The sequence below is a fragment of the Pseudomonas sp. GD03842 genome, from assembly GCF_029841165.1.
GTDB lineage: Bacteria > Pseudomonadota > Gammaproteobacteria > Pseudomonadales > Pseudomonadaceae > Aquipseudomonas.
Window position 1 is genome coordinate 317,451 of the sequence record NZ_JAOCEA010000001.1, and the last position, 25,899, is coordinate 343,349.

Here is a 25,899-nt window from a genome sequence, read left to right on the forward strand (position 1 = left end):
CGTCCCAGTCCCGATACCTGAAAACCCGAGCAGGGAGAACGAATAATGAACGCGCCCATACAGCCCGCCAAGCCGGACTGGACCGACCCCGAAGTCATCGTTGTGCGATACGGCACCCGACAGACCACCAAAAGCGAGTGTTATTACAACTTCCGCGCCTATCGCGAGCCCGATGCGGAAATCACCATGGATTACTTCTTCTGGATTTTCCGCAACGCCGAGCAAACCATCGTCATCGACACCGGCTTCAGCCCCGAAGCGGCTGTGGCCCGGCGGCGACAGCCGGTGGTTGCGCCAGCGGATGCGCTGGCACGGCTGGGCATCGATCCGGCAGACGTCCATCTGCTGGTCCTCACCCACGCCCATTACGACCACGCTGGGAACCTGGGGCTGTACCCCAATGCCAAGATCGTCATGTCGCGCACCGAGTATGAGTTCTGGGGCACCGACATGGGCAAACGTCCGCAATATGGCCATCACATCGACCCGCTGGACATCGAGCGTATCCAGGCGCTGCATCGAGAAGGTCGCATCACCTTACTCGACGGACCGCGTCACACCTTGATTCCCGGTATCGAACTGCATGTGATCGGCGGCCACACCCCTGGGCAGATGGCCGTGGTCGTGGAAATGCCCGAAGGGCCTGTGATTCTTGCCTCGGATGCCATCCATTATTACGAGGAACTGACGCTGGATCGTCCGTTCGCAGTGCTCGACAGCCTGGCGGACATGTACCGCGGCTATGAGCAGATGCGCGAATGGATGAAGCGGCCTGGCGCCTTGGTAATTCCGGGCCATGACCCGCAAGTGATGAACCGTTTCGCGCCGGTCGATCCCCAAGACCCCCAGTTCGCGGTGCGCATCGATGCGCATGGGGCCGGGGTATGAAAGGCAAAACGGCCCTGGTGACCGGGTCGTCCGATGGGCTCGGGCTGGCCATCGGCGCGCGCCTGGCGGCGGCGGGTTGCCAGGTGGTGCTGCATGGATTGGCGGCAGCGGACACGATGGGCCACACCTGTGATGAATTGATGAGCAAGCATGGGGTGAATGTGCGCTACGTGTATGCCGATCTGTCGGACATCGATCAGATCGAGCACTTGTTTGCCGAGGCAGGCCCCGTCGATGTGTTGGTCAATAACGCCGTGGTGCGGTATTTCTCGCCGATCGAAGACTTCCCGCTGGCCCACTGGAATCAGGCGCTGGCGGTGAACCTGACCGCCGCTTTGCGTGCCATTCAGAGCGTGCTGCCGGGTATGCGTGCTCGCCAGTGGGGACGGATCGTCAATCTGTCCTCGGCGTACGGCGCGCGCGGCATTGCCAATCGTGTCGATTACGTCACCACCAAGACCGCGCTGCTCGGGATGACCCGGGCAGTGGCGGTGGAAACCCAAGGCCAAGGCATCACCTGCAATGCGGTCAGTCCTGGCTCGGTCCTGACACCCAACATCGAAGGGCGCCTGAGGGCGCTGATGGCAGACAAGCAGCTGGACCGTGACACCGCGACGCGGATGTTCCTGCAAGGCAAGCAGGCGACCGGCCGCTTCGTCGACGCCTCTCACGTGGCGGATTTGATCGTCTACCTGTGCAGCGAGTCGGCCGGCTCGATCACCGGCGCGACCCTGCCCGTGGACGACGGGTGGATGGCCGGCTAGGCCCGGATAGCCTTTGATATGGACCCCCTGACAACGGTGAAAAAGCCCATGAGCAGCACCCTGAGCCTCCAGTTGGCTGAGTTCATCGAGCGTAGCTGCTGGGCCGATCTGCCCACGGCGGTACGGCACGAGGCCCAGCGGGCATTGATCAATTATTTCGCAGCGGCGCTGGCCGGCTGCAGCGACCCCGATATGGCTACGGCGACCCGGTTGATCAGCCGTTTCAGCGCGTTGGGACCGGCTCACGTCGTGGGTCGGGAAGGGACACTGGACATGCTCGGCGCCGCATCGCTGAACGCAATGAGCGCCAATGTGTTCGATTACGACGACACTCACATGCCCACCATCCTGCACCCCACCGCACCTGTCGCGGCAGCGCTGTTCGCAGTGGCAGAAACCCGGAAGGTATCCGGGCCGCAACTGTTGCTGGCCTTCGCGTTGGGTGTCGAAGCGGAATGCCGGTTGGCCATGGCCATTTCTCCCGAGCATTACCGACGGGGTTGGCACATCACCGCAACGTGCGGTGTGTTCGGCGCGGCGATGGCCGTGGGGAAATTGCTAGGCCTGACCGCAACGCAACTGCGGTGGGCGCTGGGCAATGCCAGTGCGCAGGCCTCTGGCCTGGTGGAAACGCTCGGCACTGCGGCAAAAAGCATGGGGGTGGGCAATGCAGCCCGCAATGGATTGCTGTCGGCCTTGCTCGCGCAGGACGGCTTTGCCGGACCTGATCAGCCGCTGGAAGGCGAGCATGGGTTCCTGCGCGTGTTCGGTGAACAGCCACGCGTCGACACGATCTGTGCCGGTTGGGGCGAGCACTGGGCCTTGATGGCCAACACCTACAAGCCCTGGCCCTGCGGCGTGGTGCTCAACCCCGTCATCGAAGCCTGCCTGGCGCTGGCCCACGGGCGAACCTGGTCGCTGGATGACATCGCCCGGATCGAGCTGACTGGGCATCCGCTGCTGCGGCAACGCACCGACCGGCCCGGCGTCCGGGAGGGCCGGCAGTCACAGGTCAGTGCCCAGCATGCCGTGGCCGTCGCCCTGGCAACAGGCAAGGCAGGGCTGGCGGAGTTCAGCGATGCGGCGGTGAACGACGCCCGCCTGCGGGCGCTGCATGAACGGGTGCACTTCATTGACGACGACCGTTACCGGGTCGAGGCAGCACAGGTTCAGATCCACTTTCATCATCGAGAACCGTTGACCCATCGGGTCGAGGCGTCATTGGGCAGCCTTGGTGCCCCTCTCAGCGACCGTTTTCTCGAAGACAAACTGCGCGAACTGGCGGCGCTCGGAGGTTCGGGCTGCCTGCCTGACCCCTTGATCGATGCCGTGTGGGCGCTGGAACATTCATCCGACGCGGGCGCCGTCATGCGCTTGGCCAGTCACTCATTCGCAGGAATTCATCATGGCTGATCAACCCTTGGGCTTCATCGGCGTGGGGGTCATGGGGCGGCCCATGGCTCGCCGTCTATTGGAGCAAGGACATGCCTTGGTCATCTATGACCAGGATGCCAATGCCGTCGCTGAATTGGGCACGCTCGGTGCTCAGGTCGCCGGGAGCGTTAAAGAAGTCGCGGACACGGCGTCCGTGATTTTCACCAGCCTCCCGAGCCCGGCTATCTTCAAGACCGTGGCGCTGGGCGCCGGCGGGATCGTCGAGGGACGCGCGGTGCGCATCCTTGTGGACCTATCGACGGTCGGTTCGCGTGCCGAACGCGAGGTCGCTGCCGGTCTGGCCGCCCACGGGATCGAAACCGTGGACGCGCCCGTGAGTGGCGGTGCTGCGGGCGCGAGCAAAGGCACCCTGGCGCTGATGATCGCGGGCAAGCCCGCCGTGGTCGAGCACGTGCGCCCGCTGTTCGACGTCTTTGGCAAGGTGTTCATCGTCGGCGAGCAGCCCGGGCAGGGGCAACTGCTCAAGCTGCTGAACAACATGCTGTCCACCACGGCGTTCGCGATCACCAGCGAGGCCTTCGTGGCCGGTGTCAAAGGCGGGCTCGACCCCGAGGTGATGATGGCGGTGATCAATGCCGGCAGCGGCAAGAACGGCGCCACGTTGGACAAATTCCCCAAACATGTGCTGCCAGGGAGCTTTGATTTCGGCTTCCCGGTTGCCAGCGTCTGCAAGGACATAGGGCTGGCAGTGGAAGAGTGCCAGGCCTTGGGCGTGCCAATGTGGTTAGGCAACGCTGCGCGGCAATTGTGGGCCGTCGCCGCTCAGCAGGATGGCGGCGACCGGGACCTCACCGAACTGGTGCGCACTGTGGAACGCTGGTCGAAGGGCTGATGCGCGGCTGGCGTAACCGCAGGGAACCGCTTGGCCGCGCGGGCCACCCAAGGAGATCGCTTTCCGGACCCGCACGCCATGCCACCCGTTCCGCTTCCCTTCAGCACCCCCTTCAGGTTCCTTCGTCAACTGCGCGGCAGCGCGCTGAGCGTCACGCTGATGTGCACGGCGGCCTGTCAGGCAGTCGACTATTCGGCAATGGTGGGCTATCCACCTGCACCGTCGGTGGAGCGCACCCCCCGGCTGGTGGCGGGCCTCAACCGCTCGTCCGAAAGGGACGTCGCGCCAAGGCGCGCCGTTCCCGTGGCGTACGATGGCAACGACATCTGGGGTCGGTTGGGGCAGGGGTTCACCCTGGTGGACCAGAACGGCCTGAATGCGCGTATCGAACGTCAGCGCGACTGGCTGCTGAGCAAGCCGGGGTTTTTGCGCACTGCCAGTCTGCGGGCGGGCCCTTATCTGCATTTCATCGCCGAGAGCCTGGACGTTCGGGGCATGCCTCCCGAACTGGCATTGCTGCCCATCGTGGAAAGCGCCTACAACCCTCAAGCCAATTCAGTACGGGATGCCGCCGGTCTTTGGCAGTTCATGGCGGCCACCGGTCGTGATTTCAATCTGCGGCAGACGGCGTGGTACGACGGGCGGCGCGACGTGGTCGCGTCCAGCAAAGCGGCGATGGACTACCTGACTCGGCTGCATGACCAATTCGACGGAGACTGGCTGCTGGCGATGGCCGCCTATAACGCCGGTGAAGGTACGGTGGGGCGCGCCATTGCCGCCAATCGACAACGCGGTTTGCCCACCGACTATTGGCATTTGAGTCTGCCGCGAGAAACACAAGACTACGTGCCCCGGTTGCTCGCGCTCTCGATGTTGGTACGCGAGCCGGGCGCGTACGGGGTCGACCTCAACCCTGTGGCCAATTCGCCTTATTTCATGGCCATCGAACTGTCCCGCCCCGTGGACCTTCGACAACTGGCCTCCACGGCGGGAATCGACGAAGCGGTGCTCTTGAGGCTCAACCCAGCGTTCCTGCGGCAACGAACGGTGGACGGCCCCGCACATTTGCTGGTACCCAGGGAACAGGCGAGTCAGGTCAAGGCGGGCCTTGCCAGGTTGAGCCCAGCGCAAGGCGAAGCACTGGCTGTCAGCGGCACCCCGGTGACACCGTCCGTCAGGTCGCTGCCCTGAAGCCGGCCTCTTCGCCACCAGTGGAATGATTCGAACCTGCGCAAAAATGCGCGATTCCCTCGCGCGAAGCACCGAAACGGGGCGATTTTTCGCCGACATTTTTGCTGACGTTCCGACAAGCGTTCAGTAACGGCAATTATCGCTGTAGAAGCCTGTTTTTTGCGGTGAACTTTTTGCGACCCGCGCAACCCTACGTCGATACCATGGGAAGTGGCTTAGTTCGACATATCCTGAAACATCGTTTTCTTGGTCGTTAGCCTACTAATGAATGCGGCGACATGCTCCCACCACACTTCCAGATGGCCATCTTAGTTGGATCCCAAGGGCCCGGCGTCGCTTCGATGCACAAACGATTTAGCAGGTGCTCATCGAAAGTCTGACCTGAGTGAGGCGCCAGCCCCCCTAAAAATGGGGGCTTCGCGCCATGATCTAACACCCGTCCATGTTTCGTTCGGAAAACCGAATAGGCTTAGTTGGTTTTCCGAACGCATGAGTTGATTAATCTTCGGGCGCGCTTTCGATGTGTCTGAATTAATTTATTTAAGAAAGCGCACGCTCGGAAATTTCTGACAGGTCATTTCAACTGCTGATCAGGATAATTTAAAACTTCGGGGTGGCTTTTTATTAATCTTTAATGTGCCGCTGATATATAAAGCTTTCTCGGTTTGCGCTCGGCATGAGAGCGATTGCTTAAGATAAGGGTAAACATCTCGTGACCCGGTCTGACTCATCGGCGCGGGCTTGGACGAGCATGGAAGAATTGACAATAAAGTGCCGTAAGTCATTGATATCAAAGGGTATAAATCGATTTCGATATCCTGTGCTGTGGTCGGATTCCCATTAAGTCAACCCGCAAAATAAGGCAAGCTGAAATTTTAAATAAACGTTTGAACGGCAGCCTCGGACAGGGGTAAAGGTTTCAGTGAAATCATACTGATATCACTTACTGAGCTGTGACAGGGTTCTCATCAAGTACGGGAACTAAAATTAAATATTGCTGCCTTTGTAAAGCGTGATACTAATAACTCGCTTGCACCCACTTGAGAGGTATCGATGAAGGAAGAAATCGATGTAAGCGGTTGGGCGTCATTTGGGGGAAACGCAGCACTCGATATTCATCAGATCGCAATGAACACTGCGAACTTGAGTATGGATCTGTTGTTGTGCGGTGAAACCGGAACGGGGAAGGATACGCTGGCCAAGTGTGTTCACGCGCTGTCAGGTCGCACCGGTGCCTTCGTTGGCATGAACTGCGCCGCCATCCCTGAGGGGCTGGCCGAGAGTCAACTGTTCGGCGTGGTGAATGGCGCCTACACCGGGGTCAACCGTGCGCGAGAGGGGTACATCGAGGCGTCCAGCGGCGGCACCCTCTATCTGGACGAGATCGACAGCATGCCGCTGAGCCTACAGGCCAAGCTGTTGAGGATCCTGGAAACTCGAGGCATCGAGCGGTTGGGCTCCACTACCTTCATTCCGGTAGACCTGCGGGTCATCGCCTCATCTCAGAGGCCGCTGGATGAACTCGTGGAACAAGGGCATTTTCGTCGTGATCTGTTTTTCCGGCTCAACGTGCTGACCATTCAAACGCCAGCCCTGCGCAATCGCCGCGAACAGATTTTGCCGTTGTTCGACCAGTTCACCCAGACGATCGCTCGCGAATTTGGCCGCGCGGTGCCTGTATTGAGTAACGGTCTCGTGCAGTTGCTGCTCAGCCATGCCTGGCCGGGCAACATCCGTGAGCTGAAATCAGCGGCCAAGCGTTTCGTTCTCGGGTTTCCGCTGCTGGGCGCCGACATCGAGCCGGACCGCGATCCTGAGACGGGGCTGAAAACCCAGTTGCGGGTGATCGAGAAGATGCTCATCGAGGACGCCTTGAAGCGTCACAAGCATCGCCTGGATGCCGTGCTGCAGGAACTCGAGATTCCTCGCCGGACGCTGTACCACCGTATGAAGGAACTGGGCCTGTCGTGCCAAGGCGCGGCCGACCCCTTGCTGTCTTAATCGCGCAAGCCTTGTGGTCTCGTGATCCGTGTCAAAGGTCTGCTATGCCCGTGAGGCTGCCGGCGCTTGAACTGCCAGAGGTCGTGAATGAGTGTGTACGATTTTTTCGATGAGCAATTGGAGGACGATCGTCATCTGCCGAACCTGACGGTCGTGGCTCAAAGCATTTCGCAACTGGGGATTGACGTGCTGCTGTCGGGCGAAACCGGTACCGGGAAGGACACCGCGGCCCAGCGCATCCACGAGTTGTCCGGGCGCAAGGGGCGGCTGGTCGCGATGAACTGCGCGGCAATTCCGGAATCGCTGGCGGAAAGCGAGTTGTTTGGCGTCGTTACCGGGGCTTACACCGGCGCGGACCGTTCCCGGGTTGGCTATATCGAAGCCGCCCAAGGCGGAACGCTGTACCTCGACGAAATAGACAGCATGCCCTTGAGTTTGCAAGCCAAGCTGTTGCGGGTGCTGGAGACTCGGTCCGTGGAGCGGCTCGGTTCAACGTCCCCGATTGCCTTGGACGTGTGCATCATCGCGTCCGCGCAGCATTCGCTGGACGAACTGGTGGAGGCGGGGCGTTTTCGTCGAGATCTCTATTTCCGTCTTAACGTATTGACGCTCAAGCTTCCCCCCTTGCGTGCCCGCCGCGAACGGATTTTGCCTTTATTTCGCCGCTTTGCCCTGGCTGCGGCGAGGGATGCAGGGCTGGCCATGCCTGAGGTTGGGACGGTGCTGAGCCATGTCCTGTTGAACCACGACTGGCCGGGCAACATCCGGGAACTGAAATCGTCCGCCAAGCGCTTCGTATTGGGTGTACCGCTGCTTGGCAGCGCGACAGAGGAAGAAACCGAATCGTCGACTGGGCTCAAGTCACAGCTGCGGGTGATCGAGAAGGTCTTGATCCAGGCCGCCCTCAAGCGTCACAACAACAGCATCGATGCCGTGAGTCAGGAGTTGAACATTCCCCGGCGCACGCTCTATCACCGCATGAAGGAGTTGGACGTCTGAAGGGAGCCCCTCATTCGGATGCAGGGCGGGAAATGGAGGCGCGTTTCGAGGGTAATGTAACGGGCGTTAGCGCTTTCACCGTCCTTTCTTCTTCGTTTATCGCTTGGCACGTTGTCTAGCGTTATGGCAGGGTGCCACAATCTCTGTCAGTCAGGGTGACGTAGGCAGGCCTATCCGATGTATCTCCTAGAGTTTCAACACGAGCGCGATGGCCTGATAAACGCTCAGGTCAGAGCGGATCGTTTGCATTTGCTGTTTCGCCAAAGCGTGTTCTCGGTGACCGGCAGCCTGCTAGGCGCGCTGATGCTGAGCGGCTTGTGCTGGGCGCGCGTTGACCACGCGCTGGTCATTACCTGGCTGTCCCTGCTCAGCGGCTCGACGCTGCTGCGCGGGCTGTTGCTCTGGGCGTGGTTCCGCAGCCCGCTCAACCTGCGCACGCCGGAACGTTGGGAGATGAAGTATTGGCTCACCCTGGCCTTGTCCGCGGGCATCTGGGGCGGTGGCGCCGTATCACTGATGGGGCCGGTGGACGTGGTGACGCAGGCGTTGGTGCTGTTATTCGCCGTGGGTATGTCGGTGAGTGCGGTGTCCTGTTACTCGGCTTACCGGTCCATGACCATCGTCGCCATCGGCCTTGTGCTGCTGCCCTGCACATTGTGGCTATTGTGCCAGCCGGGTGGCATTCAGGTCGGCATGGCCGTGGCGTCTCTGGTGTTCGCCTCTTTCGTGGTTAGCGCAACGCGCAAACTCTCGGAAGCCATGGAAAGAGCTTTCTACACGACGCGGGAAATGGAATATGCCCACCGCCTCGCCAGCCATGCTGCGCAAACCGACGAACTCACGGGCTTGAAAAACCGCCGGGCTTTTATAAGGCAGGCCGAGAAGACCTTCGACCATTGCAAGCGCCACTGTCTGGCGCTGAGCGTGGTGATGTTGGATATCGATCACTTCAAGCGGATCAACGACTCGTACGGCCACCAGGCGGGGGACCAGGTGCTGCGGCAGATCGGCGCGGCCATCCGCGACTCGGTTCGGGACGTCGACATCAGCGGCCGGCTCGGCGGCGAAGAGTTCGCGCTGCTGCTGACCGATGCCGCGGCTGACGACGCGCAGAAGCGAGCTGAGCAGTTGCGCGATGCCATCGCTCGATTGACTTGCGATCACGGCGAGGTCATCACCGCCAGCCTGGGTGTTGCAACGATGACGGCCCGTGATCAGACGTTCCAGACGTTGCTCAATGACGCCGACAAGGCGCTGTTCTGCGCCAAGGCGCAGGGCCGTAACCGCACGGCGGTGGCATGACCCGTGGCGGCAGACTCGGTCGGTCTGCCAGGCCTCAAGCTTTCCTGCCCGGCAGACCCTTGCTAGACTCCGACCCATGCCTGACATCGAACTCGACCCCTCGGAAACCTTTCCCACCTACGCCTTTTGCCCGGTGATGACTGCGCTGGACGTGATCGGCGAACGCTGGGTCATCCTCATTCTGCGAGACCTCCTGCGCAACCCCGCTCGCCGCTTTCAGGACCTGCAGGCGTCGCTCAAGGGCTGTGCGCCGAGCACGCTGTCCACGCGGCTCAAGGCGCTCGAAGCCCATGGCTTGATCGAGCGTCGTATGTATGAGCAGCACCCGCCGCGCCTGGAATACTTGCTGACTGCCAAAGGTCGCGAGGTGGGTCCGGTGGTCGCCTCCTTGCGTGACTGGGGTCTGCTGCTGCAGGCACAAAACCCGCCGCGATAAGTGTTCTTCCCGCTCGCCCCGTGACCCTGGCAGACGTTTTTTTCGCGTCACCTGGCGCTGTGCCCGAGAGGTACACGGGATGAGCGCCCGGTCATCCGGCGAGAGAGCGAGTTTGCCGCCCCACGTGAGGGGCGGCCAGCGGCTGCCGCCAGCGGCAACAAAGGGCCGTGCGCCAGGCCCTCGCCGAGGGGGCATCGATCGGTGAAACTCACCCGCACGGGGCGCACGGCGTCTCTCAGCTCATATGGCACTGCTTTTGCTGCACCCCATTCGCATCGATGACCTGATAAGGAGGTGAAAGATGATCATTGGCAGCAGTGCCATTCAGCATTTCGTGTCCAGAGTCGTGTCTCACACGCCGCACGACACGACAGACCGGGATGCGTACACCGCCGCGGCATTGGCGGGCGCATCGGCGCCGGTGACAGGCGTGGCGAACATCGCTGACGGCTCGACCCAGAGCAGCAACGACTCAGGCTACAACGAGTCCTTCGCCAAAATGATGGTGAACCTCAAAGCAGCGCTGGCCAACACCACCGCTTCGGTGTCGGACGACGACAAGGCAGCAGCCGCTGCGGCGTTCTCCGCCAGCAGCGACAAGCAGGTGGCGGCCTCGGACAGCGTGAGTCAAACGGTTGATCAGGAAATGGCGGCCGTCGATGGCGTCAGTGATGGCGGCGCTTCCAGCACCTTTGCCCAGGCAAGGTTCTTGGCGTACATGAACCAGACCGATGCCGAGAAAATGCGCCAGCAATTGACCGGTGTCTCGAAGGAGGAGTACGACAAGATGACGCCCGAGCAGCAGGCGGCCGTGGACAAGAAAGTCGCCGAGTTGCAACAGCAGAAACAGGAGCAGCAGATCGCCGAGCAAGAGGTCAAGGCCAGGATTGCCATGGCGAAGGCCGAAATGGCCTGAAGTCGATAAGCATGAAAGAAAAAGGGGCAGCGCTCTTGGACCGGCTGCCCCTTTTTCATGGATGAATGGTAAGGTCGCGCCATTCTGGCGAGGCTGCAGCGGTATGAACTTACCCTGGGTCTGTAAAAAGGCTTTCCAACGCGGCATCACCAAGTATCAAGGCTTTTCCTGCAGAACCTAGATCACCTGATCCCGATACGGCAGATCCGGTCCGACCCGGGTGCAGGTCACCGCAGCGGCGGCCACGGCGAAATTCAGCATGTCGGTCAGGGTTTCACGGCTCAGTGTCGTCAGGCTTGCCGGGTTGTCGAGCTGCCGTTCGGTGAGGAAGGTAATCAGCGCCGCCTGGAACGTGTCGCCGGCACCGACGGTATCGGCGGTCTTCACTTCGCGCGCGGGCACCGACCAGTGGCCGAGTTCGCGGGTGAAGACGGTCGCGCCCTGCCGTCCTCGGGTCATGATCACCAGTTGGCAGTTATGCTGCAGCCAGCCCTTGGCTACCGTTGCCGGCTCGATGTCCGGGTACAGCAGGCCGAGGTCCTCGTCGCTGACTTTAATGATGTGTGCGTGCTGGGCGAACTTCGCCACTTGGCCGCGCCAGCGTTCGATGCTCGGTGCCGGATTCAGGCGCACGTTGGGGTCGAAAGTAATCAGGCGCTTGCCGCTCTCACGCTCGACGAGCGCGAGGAGGGTGTCGGCGACCGGCTGCACCACCAGCGAGAAGGAGCCGACGTGCAGCCCGCGCACGTTGTCGTCCAATGCCGGCAGATGCTTGGGCGCGAGCAAGCGGTCGGCGCAGCCTTCGCCCCGGAAGCTGTAATGGGGTGAGCCGTCCGCTCCGACCGCGACCATCGCCAAGGTGGTGGGCGCATCGAAGTGAACCAGGAAGTCATCGCGCACACCTTCTTCATCCAGTACCGCTTCCAGGCGCTTGCCGAGGTAGTCGGTGGAGAGGCCGGCAAAGAAGCCAGCGTCCACTCCCAGGCGGCGCAACCCTACGGCGACGTTGAACGGCGAGCCGCCGGCAATGGCCTGAAAGGCGACTTTGTTGCTGTTACTCGCTCCGTTAGCGTCCGGCTGACTGAAAAAGTCGAACAGTGCTTCGCCACAGACCAGATACATAGGTGCTCCATTAAGGGCAGACGGCCAGCGTCAGAGGCCCTGCAATTGATTGCGATAATGCTGATAAACCTGTTGATAGGCGGCCACATGTTCGGCGATCGGTTGCGTTTCACTGTCCGGATCGAGGCTGACGCATCGCTCGCTCAGCGCCTGCAGCGACTCGTTGCCGCCGACGCTATGGGCGTGACACCAGGCCGCCTGAATCGCAGCGCCCAGTGCGGCCGCTTCGGTCCCGGTGGTGCAGATGACCGGTGTGTCCATGATATCAGCGACGATCTGCCGCCAGATCGCGCTTTTCGCACCCCCGCCGATCAGGCGGATAGTGGCGCTTTTGATGCCGCTGTCGCGCAGCAGGTCGAGGCCGTAGCGCAAGCCGAAGGTGGTGCCTTCGACCACTGCGCGGCACAGGTTGGCTTGTGTCAGGTTGGTGCTGTCCAGGCCCAGGATGCTGCCAGTGGCATGGGGCAGGGCAGGCACGCGCTCGCCGTTGAGGAACGGGAGCATCAGTACGCCTTGCGCACCAATTGACGACGAGGCGATGGCGGCGTTGAAGGCGCCGATGTCCAGTGCGAACAGTTCGCGGATGGCGCTGGTGGCGTTGGTCAGGTTCATGGTGCAGATCAGCGGCAGCCATCCACCCGACGACGAGCAGAATGTCGCGACCGACGGTTGGTCGCTGACGGTGCCCTCGTCGCTGAAGGCATACACCGTCCCTGACGAGCCCAGGCTCATGGTGATGGAACCCGGCGCGATGTTGCCGGTGCCGATGGCGCCCATCATGTTGTCGCCGCCTCCACTGGAGACGATGGCTTTAGGGTTGAGGCCCAGGCGCTCGGCGATCGCAGGCAGAATTCTGCCGACCGGCGCATGGGCTTCCAGCAGGGTCGGCAAGGCGTTGACCAAGCGCCCCGCGGGATCGATGTGGTTAAGGATGTCCAGGTCCCACTGCCGGGTCCGTACATTGAAATAGCCGGTCCCGGAGGCGTCGCCGAATTCACTGCAACAGCGCCCGGTCAGCCAGTAATTGAGGTAATCGTGGGGCAGCAGGATCTTGTCGATCCGAGCGAACAGGTCGGGAAACTGCTCCTTGGTCCAGAGCAGCTTGGAAACGGTATAGCCGGGGGCGATGGCAATGCCCAGCCGCTCCAGCGATCCGGTTTCGCCGCCGAGGTACGCCAGCAGGCGGTCATTCTCGGGGGCGGACTCGGTGTCGCACCACAGCTTCGCCGGACGCAAGACCTCGCCGTGTGAGTCAATCATCACCAGCCCGTGCTGCTGGCCGGACACGCCAATGCCCTGAATCTCGGCACCGGAAACGCCCGCCTGCTTCAATGCGGCGGCCGTCGCCTGTTCGAACGCGTCGAGCCATTCCTGCACATCTTGCTCGCGCCGCCCGTTGGCCCCGCTGATCATGTGATGCGCGCCCGAGCCTTCGCCCAGAACCTTGCCGCTGGTGGCATCCAGGACGATCGCCTTGGTGCCTTGAGTGCCGCAATCGATGCCGAGAAACATGTTCACCTCACACGGTTTTCGCCAACAGGTTTTCCAGGGTTTTGCTGACGCCCAGCTGCTTCAGGCTATTCAGGTTCTTTTCGAACGAGGCGACGAACGCCGCCGACTTGGGAATCGCGGCGCCGAAGATCTCTTCGACCTCCAACAGACGCTGGGTGATCAGCACGTCATCGGCCACCAGCGCCTTGCAGAACTCGGCACGCGGGTCGACCACCTTGTACTCCACACCGTTCTCGCCTTTGAAATCCCCGTTCCTGTTGCCCTGCAGATAGAGGGCCCAGGCCGCGACGACCAGTGAGGCGCGGTCCAGGTTGCCTTGATCGACAATCAGCCGGTTGATCGTCGGGACAGTGAATTTTGGAAATTTCGACGAACCATCGGAACAGACACGCTCCAATTGGTCCGCGATCGCCTGGTTGGAAAAACGCTCGATGAGCGTCTGCTTGTACTCCGTCAGGTCGATGCCGGGCACTGGCGCCAATTGCGGCGTGACGTCCAGGTCCATGTAGGTGCGGATGTACTCGACGAACAGCGGATCGTTCATGGTTTCATGGACGAAGCGGTAGCCCTTCAGCGCGCCCAGGTAGGTCAGCGCCAAGTGGCTGCCGTTAAGCAGCTTGATCTTCATTTCTTCGTAAGGGGTCACGTCGTCGGTGAACTGCACGCCGACTTTTTCCCACGCCGGGCGGCCATTGACGAACTTGTCCTCCAGCACCCACTGCACGAAGGGCTCGCAGACCACTGGCCAGGCGTCGTCGATGCCCTTGGTGTCATGCAACTGCAAGCGGTGGGCGGTGCTGGTCATCGGCGTGATGCGGTCGACCATGGCATTGGGGAAGCTGACGTTTTCGGCGATCCAGTCATGCAGTTCCGTGTCGCGCAGCCGGGCGAAGGCCAGCAGCGCCTTGCGAGTCACGGCGCCGTTGTGCGGCAGGTTATCGCAGGACATCAACGTGAATGCCGGTATGCCTTGGGCTCGGCGCTTGGCCAGGGCCGCGCACAGGTAGCCGAACACCGTCTTCGGGGTGGCCGGATGGGTCAGGTCATGCTGGATCTGCGGCAGATGGCTCATGAACTCGCCGCTGCTGTCGTCGATGCAGTAGCCGCCCTCGGTGATGGTCAGCGAGACAATGCGAATCTCGGGGCTGGCCAGTTTGTCGATCAATGCCAGATCGTTGTCGGTGGACATCAACATCTGACTCATGGCACCGATGACCCGGGTCTCGGTATCGGGTGTGTCGCCCAGTTCGAACAGGGTGTAGAGAAAATCCTGGCCTTTCAGGGCTTCGAAATTGTTGCGGTCCTCTTCGCGCAGGCTGACGCCGCAAATGGCCCAGTCCAGGCCCTCGCCGGTGTTCATGAGCGCATCGGTGTAAAACGCCTGGTGAGCGCGATGGAAGCCGCCCACGCCGATATGCGCGATGCCCTGGCGGCGGTCTTCGAGGGCGTAGCCGGGCACCGCGATACCAGGGCCCAGATTCGACAGGTTCTGTTTGTTCAGTTTCATGACGGCGTTCTCGATTCGGGTAAATGCCGCGGTTTCAGGCCGCGGCTTGCATGGCTTTGCGGATGACCTGCCCCTGAGCGTCGAACAGGTGGCAATGGGTGCTGTCCAGGTGCAGGTTGAGGGTTTCCCCATACTGGCTGGCCAGGTCACCGCGAATCCGCATGGTGAGGGCTTCGCCGGAAGCCGTCCGGAGGTGGCAATAGGTGTCGCTGCCTAGCCGCTCGCTGACATCGGCCACCACCTGCAGCTGGCATTCGCCGGGTTTGGCGATTTCCAGATGCTCAGGACGGATACCCAGGGTGACGGCATCACCGACGCTCTGTTGAGCGTTGGTGAAGGGCAGGCTGATGGTGGTTCCCGCGTCCAACGTGACTTCACAGCCGCTGGCCTCGACCCGGCTGACCTTGCCTTTGAGGAAGCCCATCTTGGGTGTCCCGAGAAAACCTGCCACGAACAGGTTCGCGGGGTGGTGATAAAGCTCAAGCGGAGAGCCCACTTGTTCCACGCGGCCGCCGTTGAGCACCACCACCTTGTCGGCCAGGGTCATGGCTTCCACCTGATCGTGAGTGACGTAGATCATGGTGGCTTCCAGCTCCTTGTGCAGTCGCGACAGCTCCAGGCGTGTCTGCACCCGCAGCGCGGCATCGAGGTTAGACAGGGGTTCGTCGAACAGGAAGATTTTCGGGTTGCGCACGATGGCACGTCCGATGGCTACACGCTGGCGCTGGCCGCCCGAAAGCTGTTTGGGCTTGCGTTCCAGCAGCGGGCCCAGTTCCAGAATGCGTGCCGCCTCGGCGACCTTTTTCTCCACCTCGGCCTTGGGCGTGCCTGCCAGGTCCAGGGCGAAGGACAAGTTCTTGCTCACGGTCATGTGGGGGTAAAGCGCGTAGGTCTGGAACACCATCGCCAGGTCGCGTTTGGCCGGGGTGACTTCGGTGATCTCCCGCCCATCGAGCTCGATGCTGCCACTGGTGACGTCTTCCAGCCCGGCGATCAGCCGCAGCAGGGTGGACTTGCCACAGCCGGACGGACCGACGAAAACGACGAATTCACGGTCTTTGACGTCCAGGTCGATGCCTTTGATGATTTGGTGGCCGTCAAAGCCTTTTTGCAGATTTCTGATGGTCAGGTTAGCCATGTGGGGCTCCAGTTTTATTCTTCCAATACGGCGGAAAACACGGCCCGTAGGAGCGCGCTTGCCCGCGATTGCGTTTAGGAGATCGTTCCCACGCTCTGCGTGGGAATGCCGCCCTTGACGCTGTGCGTCGGCCTGTGGACGCGGAGCGTCCGGGTCACGGTTACCACGCGGAGCGTGGGAACCATCATTTACAGGGTGAGATCGTGGCTTGACTCATTTCACCGCACCAAACGACAACCCGCGAACCAACTGCTTCTGGCTGATCCAGCCGAAAATCAGGATCGGCGCGCAAGCCAGGGTCGACACCGCCGAGAGCTTGGCCCAGAACAAGCCTTCGGGGCTCGAATAGGAGGCGATCAACGCGGTCAGCGGCGCGGCGCTTGAGGAAGTCAGGTTCAACGACCAGAACGCCTCGTTCCAGCACAGGATCAACGACAGCAATGCGGTCGAGGCCAGGCCACCCTTGCAGATCGGAATCAGCACCCTGAAGATTTCCTGCCCGGTGCTTGCGCCATCCAGACGCGAGGCCTCCAGGATTTCGCCGGGGATGTCCTTGAAGTAGGTGTAAATCATCCAGACCACGATCGGCAGGTTGATCAGGGTGTAGATCACAATCAGCGCGATGCGCGAATCCAGCAGGCTGAAACTCTTGGCCAGCAGGTAAATCGGCATGAGCACGCCCACCGGCGGCAGCATTTTCGTCGAGAGCATCCACAGCAAGGTTTTCTTGGTGCGCTTGGTTTCGAAGAAGGCCATGGAGTAAGCGGCCGGCACGGCGATCAGCAGGCACAGGATCGTGGCGCTGAACGAGATCAGGATCGAGTTCCAGGCGAAGTGAAAGTAATCGCTGCGTTCCTGGATGTGCAGATAATTCTCCAGCGTCGGGGTGAAGAACAATTGCGGCGGTGTCGCGAAGGCGTCGATCTCGGTCTTGAAGCTGGTCAGCACCATCCAGAAGATGGGGAAGAAGATCAGCGCTGCGATCAACCAGGACAAACTGCCGAGCAGCAGGCTTTGCAGGCGACGGGATTGCTTGAGCGTCATCATGTCCGTGCCCTCAGGATTTTTCAGTGAGGTTTTTGCCGATCATCCGTACCAGGATGATCGCTGCGATGTTGGCGATGACCACGGCAATCAAGCCGCCCGCCGATGCCATGCCCACGTCGAATTGCAGCAGCGCCTGGTTGTAGATCAGATACGCCAGGTTGGTCGACGCGAAGCCCGGGCCGCCGTTGGTGGTGGTGTAGATTTCAGCGAACACCGAGAGCAGGAAAATGGTCTCGATCATCAGCACGACCGCGATGGGGCGCGCCAAGTGGGGCAGGGTCAAATGCCAGAAAATGGCGATGGGGCCCGCACCGTCCAGGCGCGCCGCTTCTTTCTGTTCCTGGTCGAGCGATTGCATGGCGGTCATCAGAATCAGGATGGCGAACGGCAGCCATTGCCATGACACGATGATGATGATGGACAACATCGGATAATTGGCCAGCCAGTCTACCGGCTGGGCCCCGAACAGCTTCCAGACCCAGGCGAGGATGCCGGACACCGGGTGAAAAATCAGGTTCTTCCAGATCAGCGCGCTGACCGTGGGCATGATGAAAAACGGGGAAATCAGCAGCACACGGACGATGCCGCGACCGAAAAACTCCGTCGCTTCCAGCAGCGCTGAAATCAGCACGCCGAGGATGACGCTGATGGCCAGCACGCTGCCAACCAGCAGCAAGGTGTTCATGGCGCCCGGAAAAAAGCCTGAATCGGTGACGAAAAACTCGAAGTTCTCGAGGCCGACGAACTCGTTTTCACCCGGGTTGAGCAGGTTGTAGCGGATCAGCGAAAAGTAGATGGTCATGCCCAGCGGGACGATCATCCAGACCAGCAGCAAGGCCACAGAGGGGCTGACCAGAAACCAGCCAGGTTTGGTGACGCTGGCTTTTTTCGGGTCTTTTCCGGCGACAGAAGACGCAGGAGGCGGAAGGGTTGAGGTGTTCATGGTGACTCCGAACCGGGGCATGGGCGGAAGCGGGGCAGCGACCCAACTGAGCCGGGCGCTGCCTGGAAACGAGCGGGATCAGCCCTTTTTAGGGTAACCGGCGCGCTTCATTTCACGTTCCGAGACGCTCTGGGCGTTGGTCAGCGCCTGGTCGACCGAGGCGGTGCCCACCAGGGCGGCCGAGAATTGCTGACCCACCGAGGTGCCGATCGACTGGAACTCGGGAATGGTCACCAGCTGGATGCCGACGTAAGGCACAGGCTTGAGCGTCGGTGCTTTCGGCGTGACCGCCTTGAGCGATTCCAAGGTGATGTCAGCGAATGGCGCGGCTTTTTTATAGGCGTCGGTGTAGGTCGAGGCACGCGTGCCTGGCGGCACGTTGGAGACGCCGTCTTTCTCGGCGACGAGGGCCGCGTATTCTTTGGAAGTCGCCCATTCAGTGAAGGTACGTGCGTCCTTGTCGTTCTTGGCACTGGTGGGAATGGCAAGGGCCCAGGAGTACAGCCAGGCCGAGCCTTTGTCGGTGACTTCATGGGGCGCGTAGGTGAACCCTACGTTGTCGGCGACCTTGCTCTGGGATTTGTCGGTCACGAATGAGCCGGCGACGCTGGCATCGACCCAGATGGCGCACTTGCCGCTGTTGAACAGGGCCAGGTTTTCGTTGAAGCCGTTGCTGGAGGCGCCGGGTGGGCCGTCCTTCTTCATCACGTTGGTATAGAAGGTCAGCGCGTTTTTCCATTCTGGCTGATCGAATTGTGGCTTCCACTGTTCGTCGAACCAGCGGGCACCGAACGCGTTGGCGACGGTGGTGATCAACGCCATGTTTTCGCCCCAGCCGGCCTTGCCGCGCAGGCAGATGCCGTATTGCTCCTTGGACTTATCGGTGAGCTTGTCGGCGAATTCGGCGATCTGGGTCCAGGTCGGCCGCTCAGGCATGGTCAGGCCCGCGGCCTTGAACAAGTCCTTGCGGTAGTAAGTGATCGAACTTTCTGCGTAGAACGGCAGGGCGAAGAGCTTGCCGTCGACTGAAAGCCCATCACGCACCGAGGGGAATACGTCGTCCAGCGCGTAGGACGCTGGCAGGTTGTCCATCTCTTTGAGCCAGCCCTTGGCGCCCCAGAGTGAGGCTTCGTACATGCCGATGGTCAACACGTCGAACTGACCGCCTTTGGTCGCGATGTCCGTGGTCAAGCGCTGACGCAGGACGTTCTCTTCCAGGACGACCCATTTGAGTTTGATGTCGGGATGCTGTTCTTCGAAGGTTTTCGACAGCCGCTGCATGCGGATCATGTCGCTGTTGTTGACCGTGGCGATGGTCACGTCGCCCGCTGAGGCTGTGGTGCTGAGGGTCAGGCCGAGTGACAGAGAGGCGCAAGCAAGCAGAACGTTTGCAGAGGTCTTCATGTATCTCTCCTCTTCTGCGCCTCGCGGCAACAGAAGGTTGGTTTATTGTTTTTGTTCCTTCCAAAAGACCTGGAAGAAGTCCGTTGATTACAACGGTCCGCACAGACGATGACAAATCCTGCGACACACTTGAACTGATACTTTCTTGCACTCAGAGTTCAAGTGGCAACGCGACGGAATCGCGTTCCGGCATGGCGCGGCGCAGTGCCAGCGTAGTCGATGGGGGCGGGCAGGCGGCGAATCAGTACAGGTTTTGTTCGGTCAAACGCTGCACGGCGAGGCGTCGGTAATGCGATGGCGTCATGCCTTTGAGTTGCTGGAAGCGCCGGTTGAAGTTGGAAATGTTGTTGAAGCCGGATTCGAAGCACACGTCGGTCACCGGTTTCTCGCCGTCGGCGAGCAACTCGCAGGACTTGCTGATACGCAGGCGATTGACGAATTCGACGAAGGTGCGGCCGGTGGCCTGCTTGAATACCCGCGAGAAATAGGTCGGTTTCATCCCCAGATGCTCCGCGACCTCTTCCAGGGTCAGCTCGCGGGCGTAGTGGCTGAAGATGTAATCCACCGCTTTGTTGGTGCGCTCTACTGCATGATCGTCCGACAGCTGCGACGCTGTGGTGCCTGACAGCAACTGGAAGTCGTCGCTCGCCGCCAACAACTCCAACAGGATGAAAAAATGCCCCAGTCGGGTCATGCCGCTGGAGTCGGCTATCTTCTGCATCAGTTTGCTGGCCTGGCGGATCGTCCGTTTGCAGCGGAACTCGATCCCGTATTGCGCCCGCTCCAGCAGGGGCGTCAAGGTCTTCAACTCGGCGAACACCTGATTGCCACTTTCCAGTAATTCCTCGGTGAAGTTCACCAGCATGTCGCGCTTGGGCACCACCTCGTCCTCCCCGACCTGGCTGATCCAGTTATGTGGCAGGTTTGGCCCGGTGAGAAACAGGGTGCCTGGGTGGAAGTTGCCGATGTAGTCGCCGACGAATACCTTGCCGGAGCTGGCGACGATCAGGTGCAGCTCGTATTCCTTGTGGAAATGCCAGCGGACCAGCGGGCAGGGGAATCCGTGTTCGCGGTAGATGATCGATAGACCATTGTGGTCGTCCATCAACTCGTAGGAAGGGTCGGTGACTTTTGTTGTTTTGGTCATGCGAAAGGCCTAGGTAGCAGGGGACGCTTGACCCTTAATGTGCACTATTTCTGCCAGGCGTTGCATCCGATCTGACAAAACTCGCCGCTCTCGCCCGAACCGCTTCGGGTTGGTGGATACTACACACCTCGGCCACCCCGATTACCCTGCGGCAGCACCGGACGCCCCCTTCATGAAAAAAATCCTCCTCATCGGTATCGGCGCCGGAGATCCGGACCACATCACGCTTCAAGCGATCAAGGCGCTGAACCGGGTGCAGGCCTTCTTCGTTCTCGATAAAGGCTACGACAGCGACGATCTGCTGCGCCTGAGGCGGGACATGTGCGAACGCTTCATCGAGGGGGACGACTACCGGTGGGTGCAAGTGCGTGACCCTCAGCGTGAAGAAGATCCGGCTTCGTACCGGGAGGGCATCGCGCGCTGGCATGCTCAACGCGCGATACTGTTCGAGCAATTGATTGCCGACGAGCTGAATGACGGTGAGACCGGCGGCTTTCTCGTCTGGGGTGATCCGGGGCTGTACGACAGCACACTGCGTATTCTGGAGCAGGTATTGGCCCGCGGTCGGACGTCTTTCGACTACGAAGTGATTCCCGGCATCACCAGTGTGCAATCGCTGGCCGCCCGGCATCGGGTTGCTCTAAACCGCATTGGCGAGCCGATCCGCATCACCACCGGCCGACGGCTCGAGCGGGACCCGGTCGATTCGCTCGATAACGTCTGGGTGATGCTCGATGCCAAATGCACGTTCACGCGCTTCGTCGATGAGCAACTCTGGATTTACTGGGGAGCCTACGTGGGCACGCCGGACGAAATCCTGATTGCAGGCCCGTTGAGCGAGGTCAGCGAGCGGATCAGGCACACCCGGGACGTTGCCAGGCGCGAAAAGGGCTGGATCATGGACAGCTACCTGCTGCGTCGGCCAATGGACTGATCCACAAAAAAAGGCGCCGGTATCAAGTGACACCGGCGCCTTTGTTTCGAGCCTCTCAGGGACGCTTTACGCGACATCCACCAGCACAATCTCGCTGTCCTCGAGGGCGGTCACTCGCAGCACACGCTCCTCGGCGACCGCCACACCGTCGCGGGCTTCGGCACGCAACCCGTTGACTTCGATCAGGCCAGTGGCCGGCACCAGGTATGCGCGGCGCCCTTCGTCCATGGCGTACTCGGCGGTTTCACCGGCTTTCAGGTTCGCGGCCACCAGCCGTGCATTGGCGCGGATGCGCAATTCGATGTCATCGTCTGCCTTGCCACTGGCCAGCGTCACGAAGCCCTCACGATTGCCTTTCGGGAAGGGTTTGGCACCCCAGGAAGGCGGTGCACCGACCTCGTCCGGCATGATCCAGATCTGAAAGATCTTGGTGTCTTTGGCTTCCAGATTGTATTCGCTGTGAGCCACGCCGGTGCCCGCGCTCATCACTTGCACGTCACCCGCTTCGGTGCGGCCACGGTTGCCCAGGCTGTCTTCGTGGGTAATCGCGCCTTCCCGGACGTAGGTGATGATTTCCATGTCCCGGTGCGGATGGCGCGGGAAGCCGGTGCCGGCTTCGATCACGTCGTCGTTCCAGACGCGCAGTTGGCCCCAGTTCATACGGGCAGGATCGTAATAGTTGGCGAATGAAAAATGGTGATGCGCGTTCAGCCAGCCGTGGTCCGCGCCGCCAAGGGATTTGAAAGGGCGAAGTTGCAGCATGATTCAGTTCCTCCATTAGCAGTGCCGGGCCGTTGAGGTGGGGCGCCGCTGTTAGTTGATGAGCCCATGATCCATCAACTAAATATCGATAAAAAGCGTAAGATTTGCGTGATTATGATCGAAATATCAGATAGTAACCCTCGCGGTCTCGCGTGATCTCACTTGCAGTTGATCGGCTAACTCCATGACCCACAAGCTTTTCGCTGGAGCTCGGCGCTGAATGAGGCGACCATAGCGACCTCTCGATCCAAGCTGATATTCGGAGCCTGCGTGTCACACGATTTTCCAGCCGAACCTGCCCATGACCTGCCCCCAGATCTCAAATCGCCGCATCGATTGCCCTTCCTCAAACGTCTGCTCGCCCGCCTGATCGGACGAGGGCTGACACGCCTGCAGGCGCAGCATCTGCCGTCCTGGGAGTTGGGCCATGCCGATGGGTTTCTCAATGGGCATGCACAGGGCATGGATGAGGGGTATGCGGAGGGTCGGCTTGACGGTGTCGAGGAGGGGCGCCGGGTACTGGTCATCCGTGATACCCGCCCGCAAGCTCATCGCGGACCTCAGGTGGATGACCACCTGTTCGATGACTGGCGCTTGCCGCTGACCCCTGAACTGAAGAAGCGCATCAAGGCCGACGTGGCGCAAAAGCTGCCTGCCCATGCTCAGCCCACGACGGCGCAATGGAAGATGATCTTCAGCGATACGCCGTCCACGTACGTCATTGCCGGCGCGGGCGCTGGGAAGTCGACTTCGCTGGTGCTGCGGGTACTGTTGCTGCACCACTACTTGGGGTTCGAGCTGGATGCCATGACCGTCGTGACGTTCACCCGTGAGTCGCGCAAGGATTTCATCGGCAAGCTGATCGAGGTCTTGGGCCTGTGGGGCCATGAGCTGTCGCCGCGGCAGGCCCGCGAGGTGGTTCGCACCTTTCATTCGCGCATTCTGCCGTTGGTGCGCAGCTTGCCGGGCTTCGAGCAGTTGCAGGCATTCGAGACGCTGAGCAGTCAGAATCAGGATCTGTTCGGCCATCCAATGACGGACACCGAGGTCGACACCAACCCGTTCGATCTGCGCATCAATGATGCACAGCGTCAGCAGATGAACCTCTGCTATCGCGACCTGTACGCGGCCAACCCCCGCTTTCGCGAGCTCATTGCGCCGCTGTACCGACAATCCATGCAGCTCAAGACGCTGGACCGCGACCATCCGGACGTGCAGAAACGCATCACGGTCATGGGGCTGTCGTCTTCACGGGACGAAGAACTGTGCGATGTCATCGAGGACCTGTGGATCCGCAAAGGGATGTGGCCGATCCAGGGGGTGGAGCCCATGCGTCAGGCCGTCGAAGTCAGCGGGTTGACTTTCCACGTCCACGGCTATGCGGCCGAACTCGATGCCTGGATCGTTCTGGGCTTCGACCCCAGCGAGGATCAGCAACTGCGCCGAGTCGACGCCAAGCTTCCCGTGCGCGCCGAGTGGGCCATCAAACGCACGCTGTTTCAGGCGTTTTGCCGTAAACCGGTGATCTGGCTGGAGAACTACGAAGCGTCACGGGGCATGATGCAATCCTTGTCCGGGGCGGCGGTGGCTGGGCCGGGCTTCGAGTACAAGGTCAAGGGCGAGCTGAGTGCGGCGCCGTTGCTGGACAGCTTCGTTGCCGCTGCAGGATTCATCGAAAACCTGGGCCTGGACGTGCCCGACGCGGTTGCTCGCATGCGCTTCTCCGATCAGGATCCGGATCGCTTCTTTTTCGAGGCCTTGAGTCTGTACTGGAGGGCGTTCGAGGATCACCTGCTGGGGATGTCGCCACCGGTGATGACTTACAACCGGATGTTCGCGCTGTTCGGCGAAAATGCGCCGGAAAATCTCAAGTTGGTCAGCGATGCCGGCCTGCGGCCGCTGTCCCACTTGATGATCGACGAATTCCAGGATGTGTCGCCGCAGATCGTCTCCTGGCTGCGCGCCAGCCTGCGCGAGGTGCGCAGCCGTGGCGCGTCGCTGCATCAAGGCAGGGGAGCCCAGCGTTCCTCGCTGCTGTGCGTGGGTGATGACTGGCAGTCCATCTACGGTTGGCGGGGCAGTTCGCCGAAATTCTTCATGGAATTCGCCAAGGAATTCCCGGCGCCTTCTACCACGCGCGTGATGCTCAGCGACAACTTTCGCAGCCACCAACACATCATCGATGCCGCAGAGCACATCGTACGCGCTGCACCTGCCATTCCGGGGAAGAAGGCCAAGGCGAGCGGGCCGGTTCAGGACCTGCTGCCGGTCACCGTGCTGGACCGCAACGACGAGCTGCTGGTGGCCAGCCTTGTGAAACATTACGAGGCCGGCGAATCGGTGTTGTTGCTGTACCGCAAGGGCAGCGAGCGCAACCGCTTGCCGGAGACGCTTCAGGCATTGATCGACGCTGACCGGGCACTGCCACCCCACGCGCGGCGTCTGAAACAACTGACCTATCACAGCGCCAAGGGGCTACAGGCGGACGCCGTGTTTCTGCTGGGCGATTGCCAGCACCTGACGCAGTCGCCTTACAAGAACCAGGTGTACCAGTTGGCAGGGCTGGGAACGGCAGGCGACCTCGAAGCGTTCGACAATGCCCAGAAAGACGAAGTGTTGCGCCTGGCCTATGTGGCGATCACTCGTGCCGTCCGGCAGTGTTACTGGTTCATCGACGCGGCGGGCAACGAGGACGCCAATGTGCCGAAAGCGTCAGCGCGGATTGCGTCAGACAAGGCGTTTTTCGACGACCGGCGCGGCGGCGTGACGATGCTGGAAGGCTGAGTTACGCCTGATCAAGGGTGGCAGGCGGTGGGGACGCTGGCTGCCGCCGGCCAATTCAATGCAGGGTGGCGATCACGCCTGACGGTCATACGACGGTTGATGCGGCACGAACGTCTCCAATTCCAACTCAATGGCCTCGATGATGTGCTCGACGTCCATTGCATTCATGACCGTTGCGCAGGGAATGCCCGCGATGGCGATCATCGTCTCGCCGCTGGCGCGGTCGAACAGGCGCGCCACCATGCTGCCAGGCGCATCCATGCTGGCTTCGAAGCCCACCGGGTGAAAATGCCAGCGCATCAGTTGGCAGGCGTTGGGAAACGTGACTTTGTTCATGGGACCCACCTCATCAATCGAGCAATTCCAAAGCTCCGCAGGGCAGGAAAACAGTGTCTGTCGCCCGGATCCGAGGAACGGCGCAACGCGCATGCCAGAGCAGGGCGGTGCTTTGTGGGTCGTCCTTCGTGGGTCGAATCAGGCGGTGCAGATCACGAGTCAGGTAAAAGTAGCACTGACTTCTTACAACGATGAGAAAAAATTCCTACGAAACGAAAAACTTTACGTTTCTTTGATGAACGTCACCTGCGCTTATTCGTTGAAGTTATTAGGGTGTTATTAATTTTTTGACGTCAATAATAAGGCACGTGGCCACTATATTAGTTGGGCTCTGTAGCAGTATTCACGTGTGTAATAACGCACACAGCTTTTCAAGTCATTTTTCGCAATTGGATCCGCAAAAACGCACGTTTAAAAAAAATTCCTAAAATCCACTGGTCCTGTTCATACCGCCAGCCGATAGAGAATTAGAGGCGTCA

At 60.7% G+C, this 25,899-nt stretch carries 20 protein-coding genes and 2 pseudogenes; 12 read left to right on the plus strand and 10 right to left on the minus strand.

Going from position 1 to position 25,899, the window contains the following annotated elements; genetic code table 11:
* The first annotated feature begins 45 nt into the window (after positions 1-45).
* The 10 genes and pseudogenes from N5D61_RS01495 (at position 46) to N5D61_RS01540 (ending at position 10,784) form a co-directional block, all read left to right on the plus strand.
* Positions 46-888 carry an N-acyl homoserine lactonase family protein gene (locus N5D61_RS01495; RefSeq protein ID WP_108236462.1) on the plus strand — a complete coding sequence of 281 codons (843 nt, stop codon included), beginning with the start codon at positions 46-48 and terminating at the stop codon, positions 886-888.
* Positions 885-1,652 carry an SDR family oxidoreductase gene (locus N5D61_RS01500; protein WP_108236463.1) on the plus strand — a complete coding sequence of 256 codons (768 nt, stop codon included), beginning with the start codon at positions 885-887 and terminating at the stop codon, positions 1,650-1,652. The genes N5D61_RS01495 and N5D61_RS01500 overlap by 4 nt, the downstream gene beginning before the upstream one ends.
* Positions 1,653-1,700: 48 nt before the next feature.
* Positions 1,701-3,065 carry an MmgE/PrpD family protein gene (locus N5D61_RS01505; protein ID WP_218565090.1) on the plus strand — a complete coding sequence of 455 codons (1,365 nt, stop codon included), beginning with the start codon at positions 1,701-1,703 and terminating at the stop codon, positions 3,063-3,065.
* Complete coding sequence (locus N5D61_RS01510) at positions 3,058-3,939, plus strand: NAD(P)-dependent oxidoreductase (RefSeq protein ID WP_108236465.1); 882 nt, start codon at positions 3,058-3,060, stop codon at positions 3,937-3,939. The genes N5D61_RS01505 and N5D61_RS01510 overlap by 8 nt, the downstream gene beginning before the upstream one ends.
* Before the next feature lie 78 nt (positions 3,940-4,017).
* A pseudogene (locus N5D61_RS01515) lies at positions 4,018-5,109 on the plus strand (transglycosylase SLT domain-containing protein); the annotation flags it as partial.
* Between the two features lie 1,074 nt (positions 5,110-6,183).
* A complete protein-coding gene (locus tag N5D61_RS01520) occupies positions 6,184-7,131 on the plus strand; it encodes a sigma 54-interacting transcriptional regulator (RefSeq protein ID WP_108236467.1) in 948 nt (315 codons plus the stop codon).
* A gap of 87 nt (positions 7,132-7,218) precedes the next feature.
* A complete protein-coding gene (locus N5D61_RS01525; RefSeq protein WP_108236468.1) occupies positions 7,219-8,130 on the plus strand; it encodes a sigma-54 dependent transcriptional regulator in 912 nt (303 codons plus the stop codon).
* Positions 8,131-8,307: 177 nt separating this feature from the next.
* Entirely contained in the window at positions 8,308-9,432 is a 1,125-nt protein-coding gene (locus tag N5D61_RS01530) for a GGDEF domain-containing protein (RefSeq protein WP_108236469.1), read from the plus strand.
* A gap of 76 nt (positions 9,433-9,508) precedes the next feature.
* Positions 9,509-9,868: a helix-turn-helix domain-containing protein gene (locus N5D61_RS01535; RefSeq protein WP_108236470.1), complete on the plus strand. Its 360-nt coding sequence runs from the start codon at positions 9,509-9,511 to the stop codon at positions 9,866-9,868.
* A 301-nt stretch (positions 9,869-10,169) separates the two neighbouring features.
* On the plus strand, positions 10,170-10,784 hold the full coding sequence (locus tag N5D61_RS01540; protein ID WP_108236471.1) for a hypothetical protein: 615 nt from the start codon (positions 10,170-10,172) through the stop codon (positions 10,782-10,784).
* 177 nt (positions 10,785-10,961) lie between these two features.
* Here the strand turns inward: N5D61_RS01540 and N5D61_RS01545 are convergent, their stop codons facing one another.
* From N5D61_RS01545 to N5D61_RS01580, 8 genes and pseudogenes are all read right to left on the minus strand, one after another.
* Positions 10,962-11,906, minus strand: a complete 945-nt coding sequence (locus N5D61_RS01545; protein WP_108236472.1) for a carbohydrate kinase — start codon at positions 11,904-11,906, stop codon at positions 10,962-10,964.
* 30 nt (positions 11,907-11,936) lie between these two features.
* The gene (xylB, locus tag N5D61_RS01550) at positions 11,937-13,418 is read right to left on the minus strand and encodes a xylulokinase (RefSeq protein ID WP_279890288.1); all 1,482 of its coding nucleotides are present in this window, start codon (positions 13,416-13,418) and stop codon (positions 11,937-11,939) included.
* Positions 13,419-13,425: 7 nt separating this feature from the next.
* On the minus strand, positions 13,426-14,925 hold the full coding sequence (locus N5D61_RS01555) for a mannitol dehydrogenase family protein (protein WP_279890290.1): 1,500 nt from the start codon (positions 14,923-14,925) through the stop codon (positions 13,426-13,428).
* A gap of 34 nt (positions 14,926-14,959) precedes the next feature.
* The gene (gene ugpC / locus N5D61_RS01560) at positions 14,960-16,063 is read right to left on the minus strand and encodes a sn-glycerol-3-phosphate ABC transporter ATP-binding protein UgpC (protein ID WP_279890292.1); all 1,104 of its coding nucleotides are present in this window, start codon (positions 16,061-16,063) and stop codon (positions 14,960-14,962) included.
* Between the two features lie 213 nt (positions 16,064-16,276).
* Positions 16,277-17,110 (minus strand): carbohydrate ABC transporter permease, encoded by an 834-nt coding sequence (locus N5D61_RS01565; protein WP_279890294.1) that lies wholly within the window; start codon positions 17,108-17,110, stop codon positions 16,277-16,279.
* A gap of 10 nt (positions 17,111-17,120) precedes the next feature.
* Positions 17,121-17,978, minus strand: a pseudogene (locus N5D61_RS01570) (sugar ABC transporter permease); the annotation flags it as partial.
* 153 nt (positions 17,979-18,131) lie between these two features.
* Positions 18,132-19,457, minus strand: a complete 1,326-nt coding sequence (locus tag N5D61_RS01575) for a sugar ABC transporter substrate-binding protein (RefSeq protein WP_279890296.1) — start codon at positions 19,455-19,457, stop codon at positions 18,132-18,134.
* Between the two features lie 241 nt (positions 19,458-19,698).
* Positions 19,699-20,604: an AraC family transcriptional regulator gene (locus N5D61_RS01580; protein WP_108236477.1), complete on the minus strand. Its 906-nt coding sequence runs from the start codon at positions 20,602-20,604 to the stop codon at positions 19,699-19,701.
* Positions 20,605-20,776: 172 nt separating this feature from the next.
* On the opposite strand from N5D61_RS01580, the gene cobF reads away from it, so the two are divergent.
* On the plus strand, positions 20,777-21,538 hold the full coding sequence (cobF, locus tag N5D61_RS01585) for a precorrin-6A synthase (deacetylating) (RefSeq protein WP_279890299.1): 762 nt from the start codon (positions 20,777-20,779) through the stop codon (positions 21,536-21,538).
* A 66-nt stretch (positions 21,539-21,604) separates the two neighbouring features.
* Here cobF and N5D61_RS01590 read toward each other — a convergent pair whose 3' ends face one another.
* The gene (locus tag N5D61_RS01590; RefSeq protein WP_279890301.1) at positions 21,605-22,300 is read right to left on the minus strand and encodes a pirin family protein; all 696 of its coding nucleotides are present in this window, start codon (positions 22,298-22,300) and stop codon (positions 21,605-21,607) included.
* A 270-nt stretch (positions 22,301-22,570) separates the two neighbouring features.
* Here N5D61_RS01590 and N5D61_RS01595 point away from each other — a divergent pair, with 270 nt between their 5' ends.
* Positions 22,571-25,084 (plus strand): UvrD-helicase domain-containing protein, encoded by a 2,514-nt coding sequence (locus N5D61_RS01595; RefSeq protein WP_279890303.1) that lies wholly within the window; start codon positions 22,571-22,573, stop codon positions 25,082-25,084.
* A gap of 72 nt (positions 25,085-25,156) precedes the next feature.
* On the opposite strand, the gene N5D61_RS01600 is transcribed toward N5D61_RS01595, so the two are convergent.
* On the minus strand, positions 25,157-25,438 hold the full coding sequence (locus N5D61_RS01600) for a DUF1652 domain-containing protein (RefSeq protein WP_108236755.1): 282 nt from the start codon (positions 25,436-25,438) through the stop codon (positions 25,157-25,159).
* Positions 25,439-25,899: the final 461 nt, after the last annotated feature.

Excerpts from the sequence above, each read along its gene's own strand:
- N5D61_RS01510 (WP_108236465.1), top strand. The coding sequence starts at position 3,058 with ATGGCTGATCAACCCTTGGGCTTCATCGGCGTGGGGGTCATGGGGCGG.
- N5D61_RS01535 (WP_108236470.1), top strand. The coding sequence starts at position 9,509 with ATGCCTGACATCGAACTCGACCCCTCGGAAACCTTTCCCACCTACGCC.
- xylB (WP_279890288.1), bottom strand. The coding sequence starts at position 13,418 with ATGTTTCTCGGCATCGATTGCGGCACTCAAGGCACCAAGGCGATCGTC.
- N5D61_RS01555 (WP_279890290.1), bottom strand. The coding sequence starts at position 14,925 with ATGAAACTGAACAAACAGAACCTGTCGAATCTGGGCCCTGGTATCGCG.
- N5D61_RS01500 (WP_108236463.1), top strand. The coding sequence starts at position 885 with ATGAAAGGCAAAACGGCCCTGGTGACCGGGTCGTCCGATGGGCTCGGG.
- N5D61_RS01505 (WP_218565090.1), top strand. The coding sequence starts at position 1,701 with ATGAGCAGCACCCTGAGCCTCCAGTTGGCTGAGTTCATCGAGCGTAGC.
- N5D61_RS01520 (WP_108236467.1), top strand. The coding sequence starts at position 6,184 with ATGAAGGAAGAAATCGATGTAAGCGGTTGGGCGTCATTTGGGGGAAAC.
- N5D61_RS01540 (WP_108236471.1), top strand. The coding sequence starts at position 10,170 with ATGATCATTGGCAGCAGTGCCATTCAGCATTTCGTGTCCAGAGTCGTG.
- N5D61_RS01525 (WP_108236468.1), top strand. The coding sequence starts at position 7,219 with ATGAGTGTGTACGATTTTTTCGATGAGCAATTGGAGGACGATCGTCAT.
- N5D61_RS01530 (WP_108236469.1), top strand. The coding sequence starts at position 8,308 with ATGTATCTCCTAGAGTTTCAACACGAGCGCGATGGCCTGATAAACGCT.
- N5D61_RS01590 (WP_279890301.1), bottom strand. The coding sequence starts at position 22,300 with ATGCTGCAACTTCGCCCTTTCAAATCCCTTGGCGGCGCGGACCACGGC.
- N5D61_RS01545 (WP_108236472.1), bottom strand. The coding sequence starts at position 11,906 with ATGTATCTGGTCTGTGGCGAAGCACTGTTCGACTTTTTCAGTCAGCCG.
- ugpC (WP_279890292.1), bottom strand. The coding sequence starts at position 16,063 with ATGGCTAACCTGACCATCAGAAATCTGCAAAAAGGCTTTGACGGCCAC.
- N5D61_RS01580 (WP_108236477.1), bottom strand. The coding sequence starts at position 20,604 with ATGACCAAAACAACAAAAGTCACCGACCCTTCCTACGAGTTGATGGAC.
- N5D61_RS01575 (WP_279890296.1), bottom strand. The coding sequence starts at position 19,457 with ATGAAGACCTCTGCAAACGTTCTGCTTGCTTGCGCCTCTCTGTCACTC.
- cobF (WP_279890299.1), top strand. The coding sequence starts at position 20,777 with ATGAAAAAAATCCTCCTCATCGGTATCGGCGCCGGAGATCCGGACCAC.
- N5D61_RS01565 (WP_279890294.1), bottom strand. The coding sequence starts at position 17,110 with ATGATGACGCTCAAGCAATCCCGTCGCCTGCAAAGCCTGCTGCTCGGC.
- N5D61_RS01495 (WP_108236462.1), top strand. The coding sequence starts at position 46 with ATGAACGCGCCCATACAGCCCGCCAAGCCGGACTGGACCGACCCCGAA.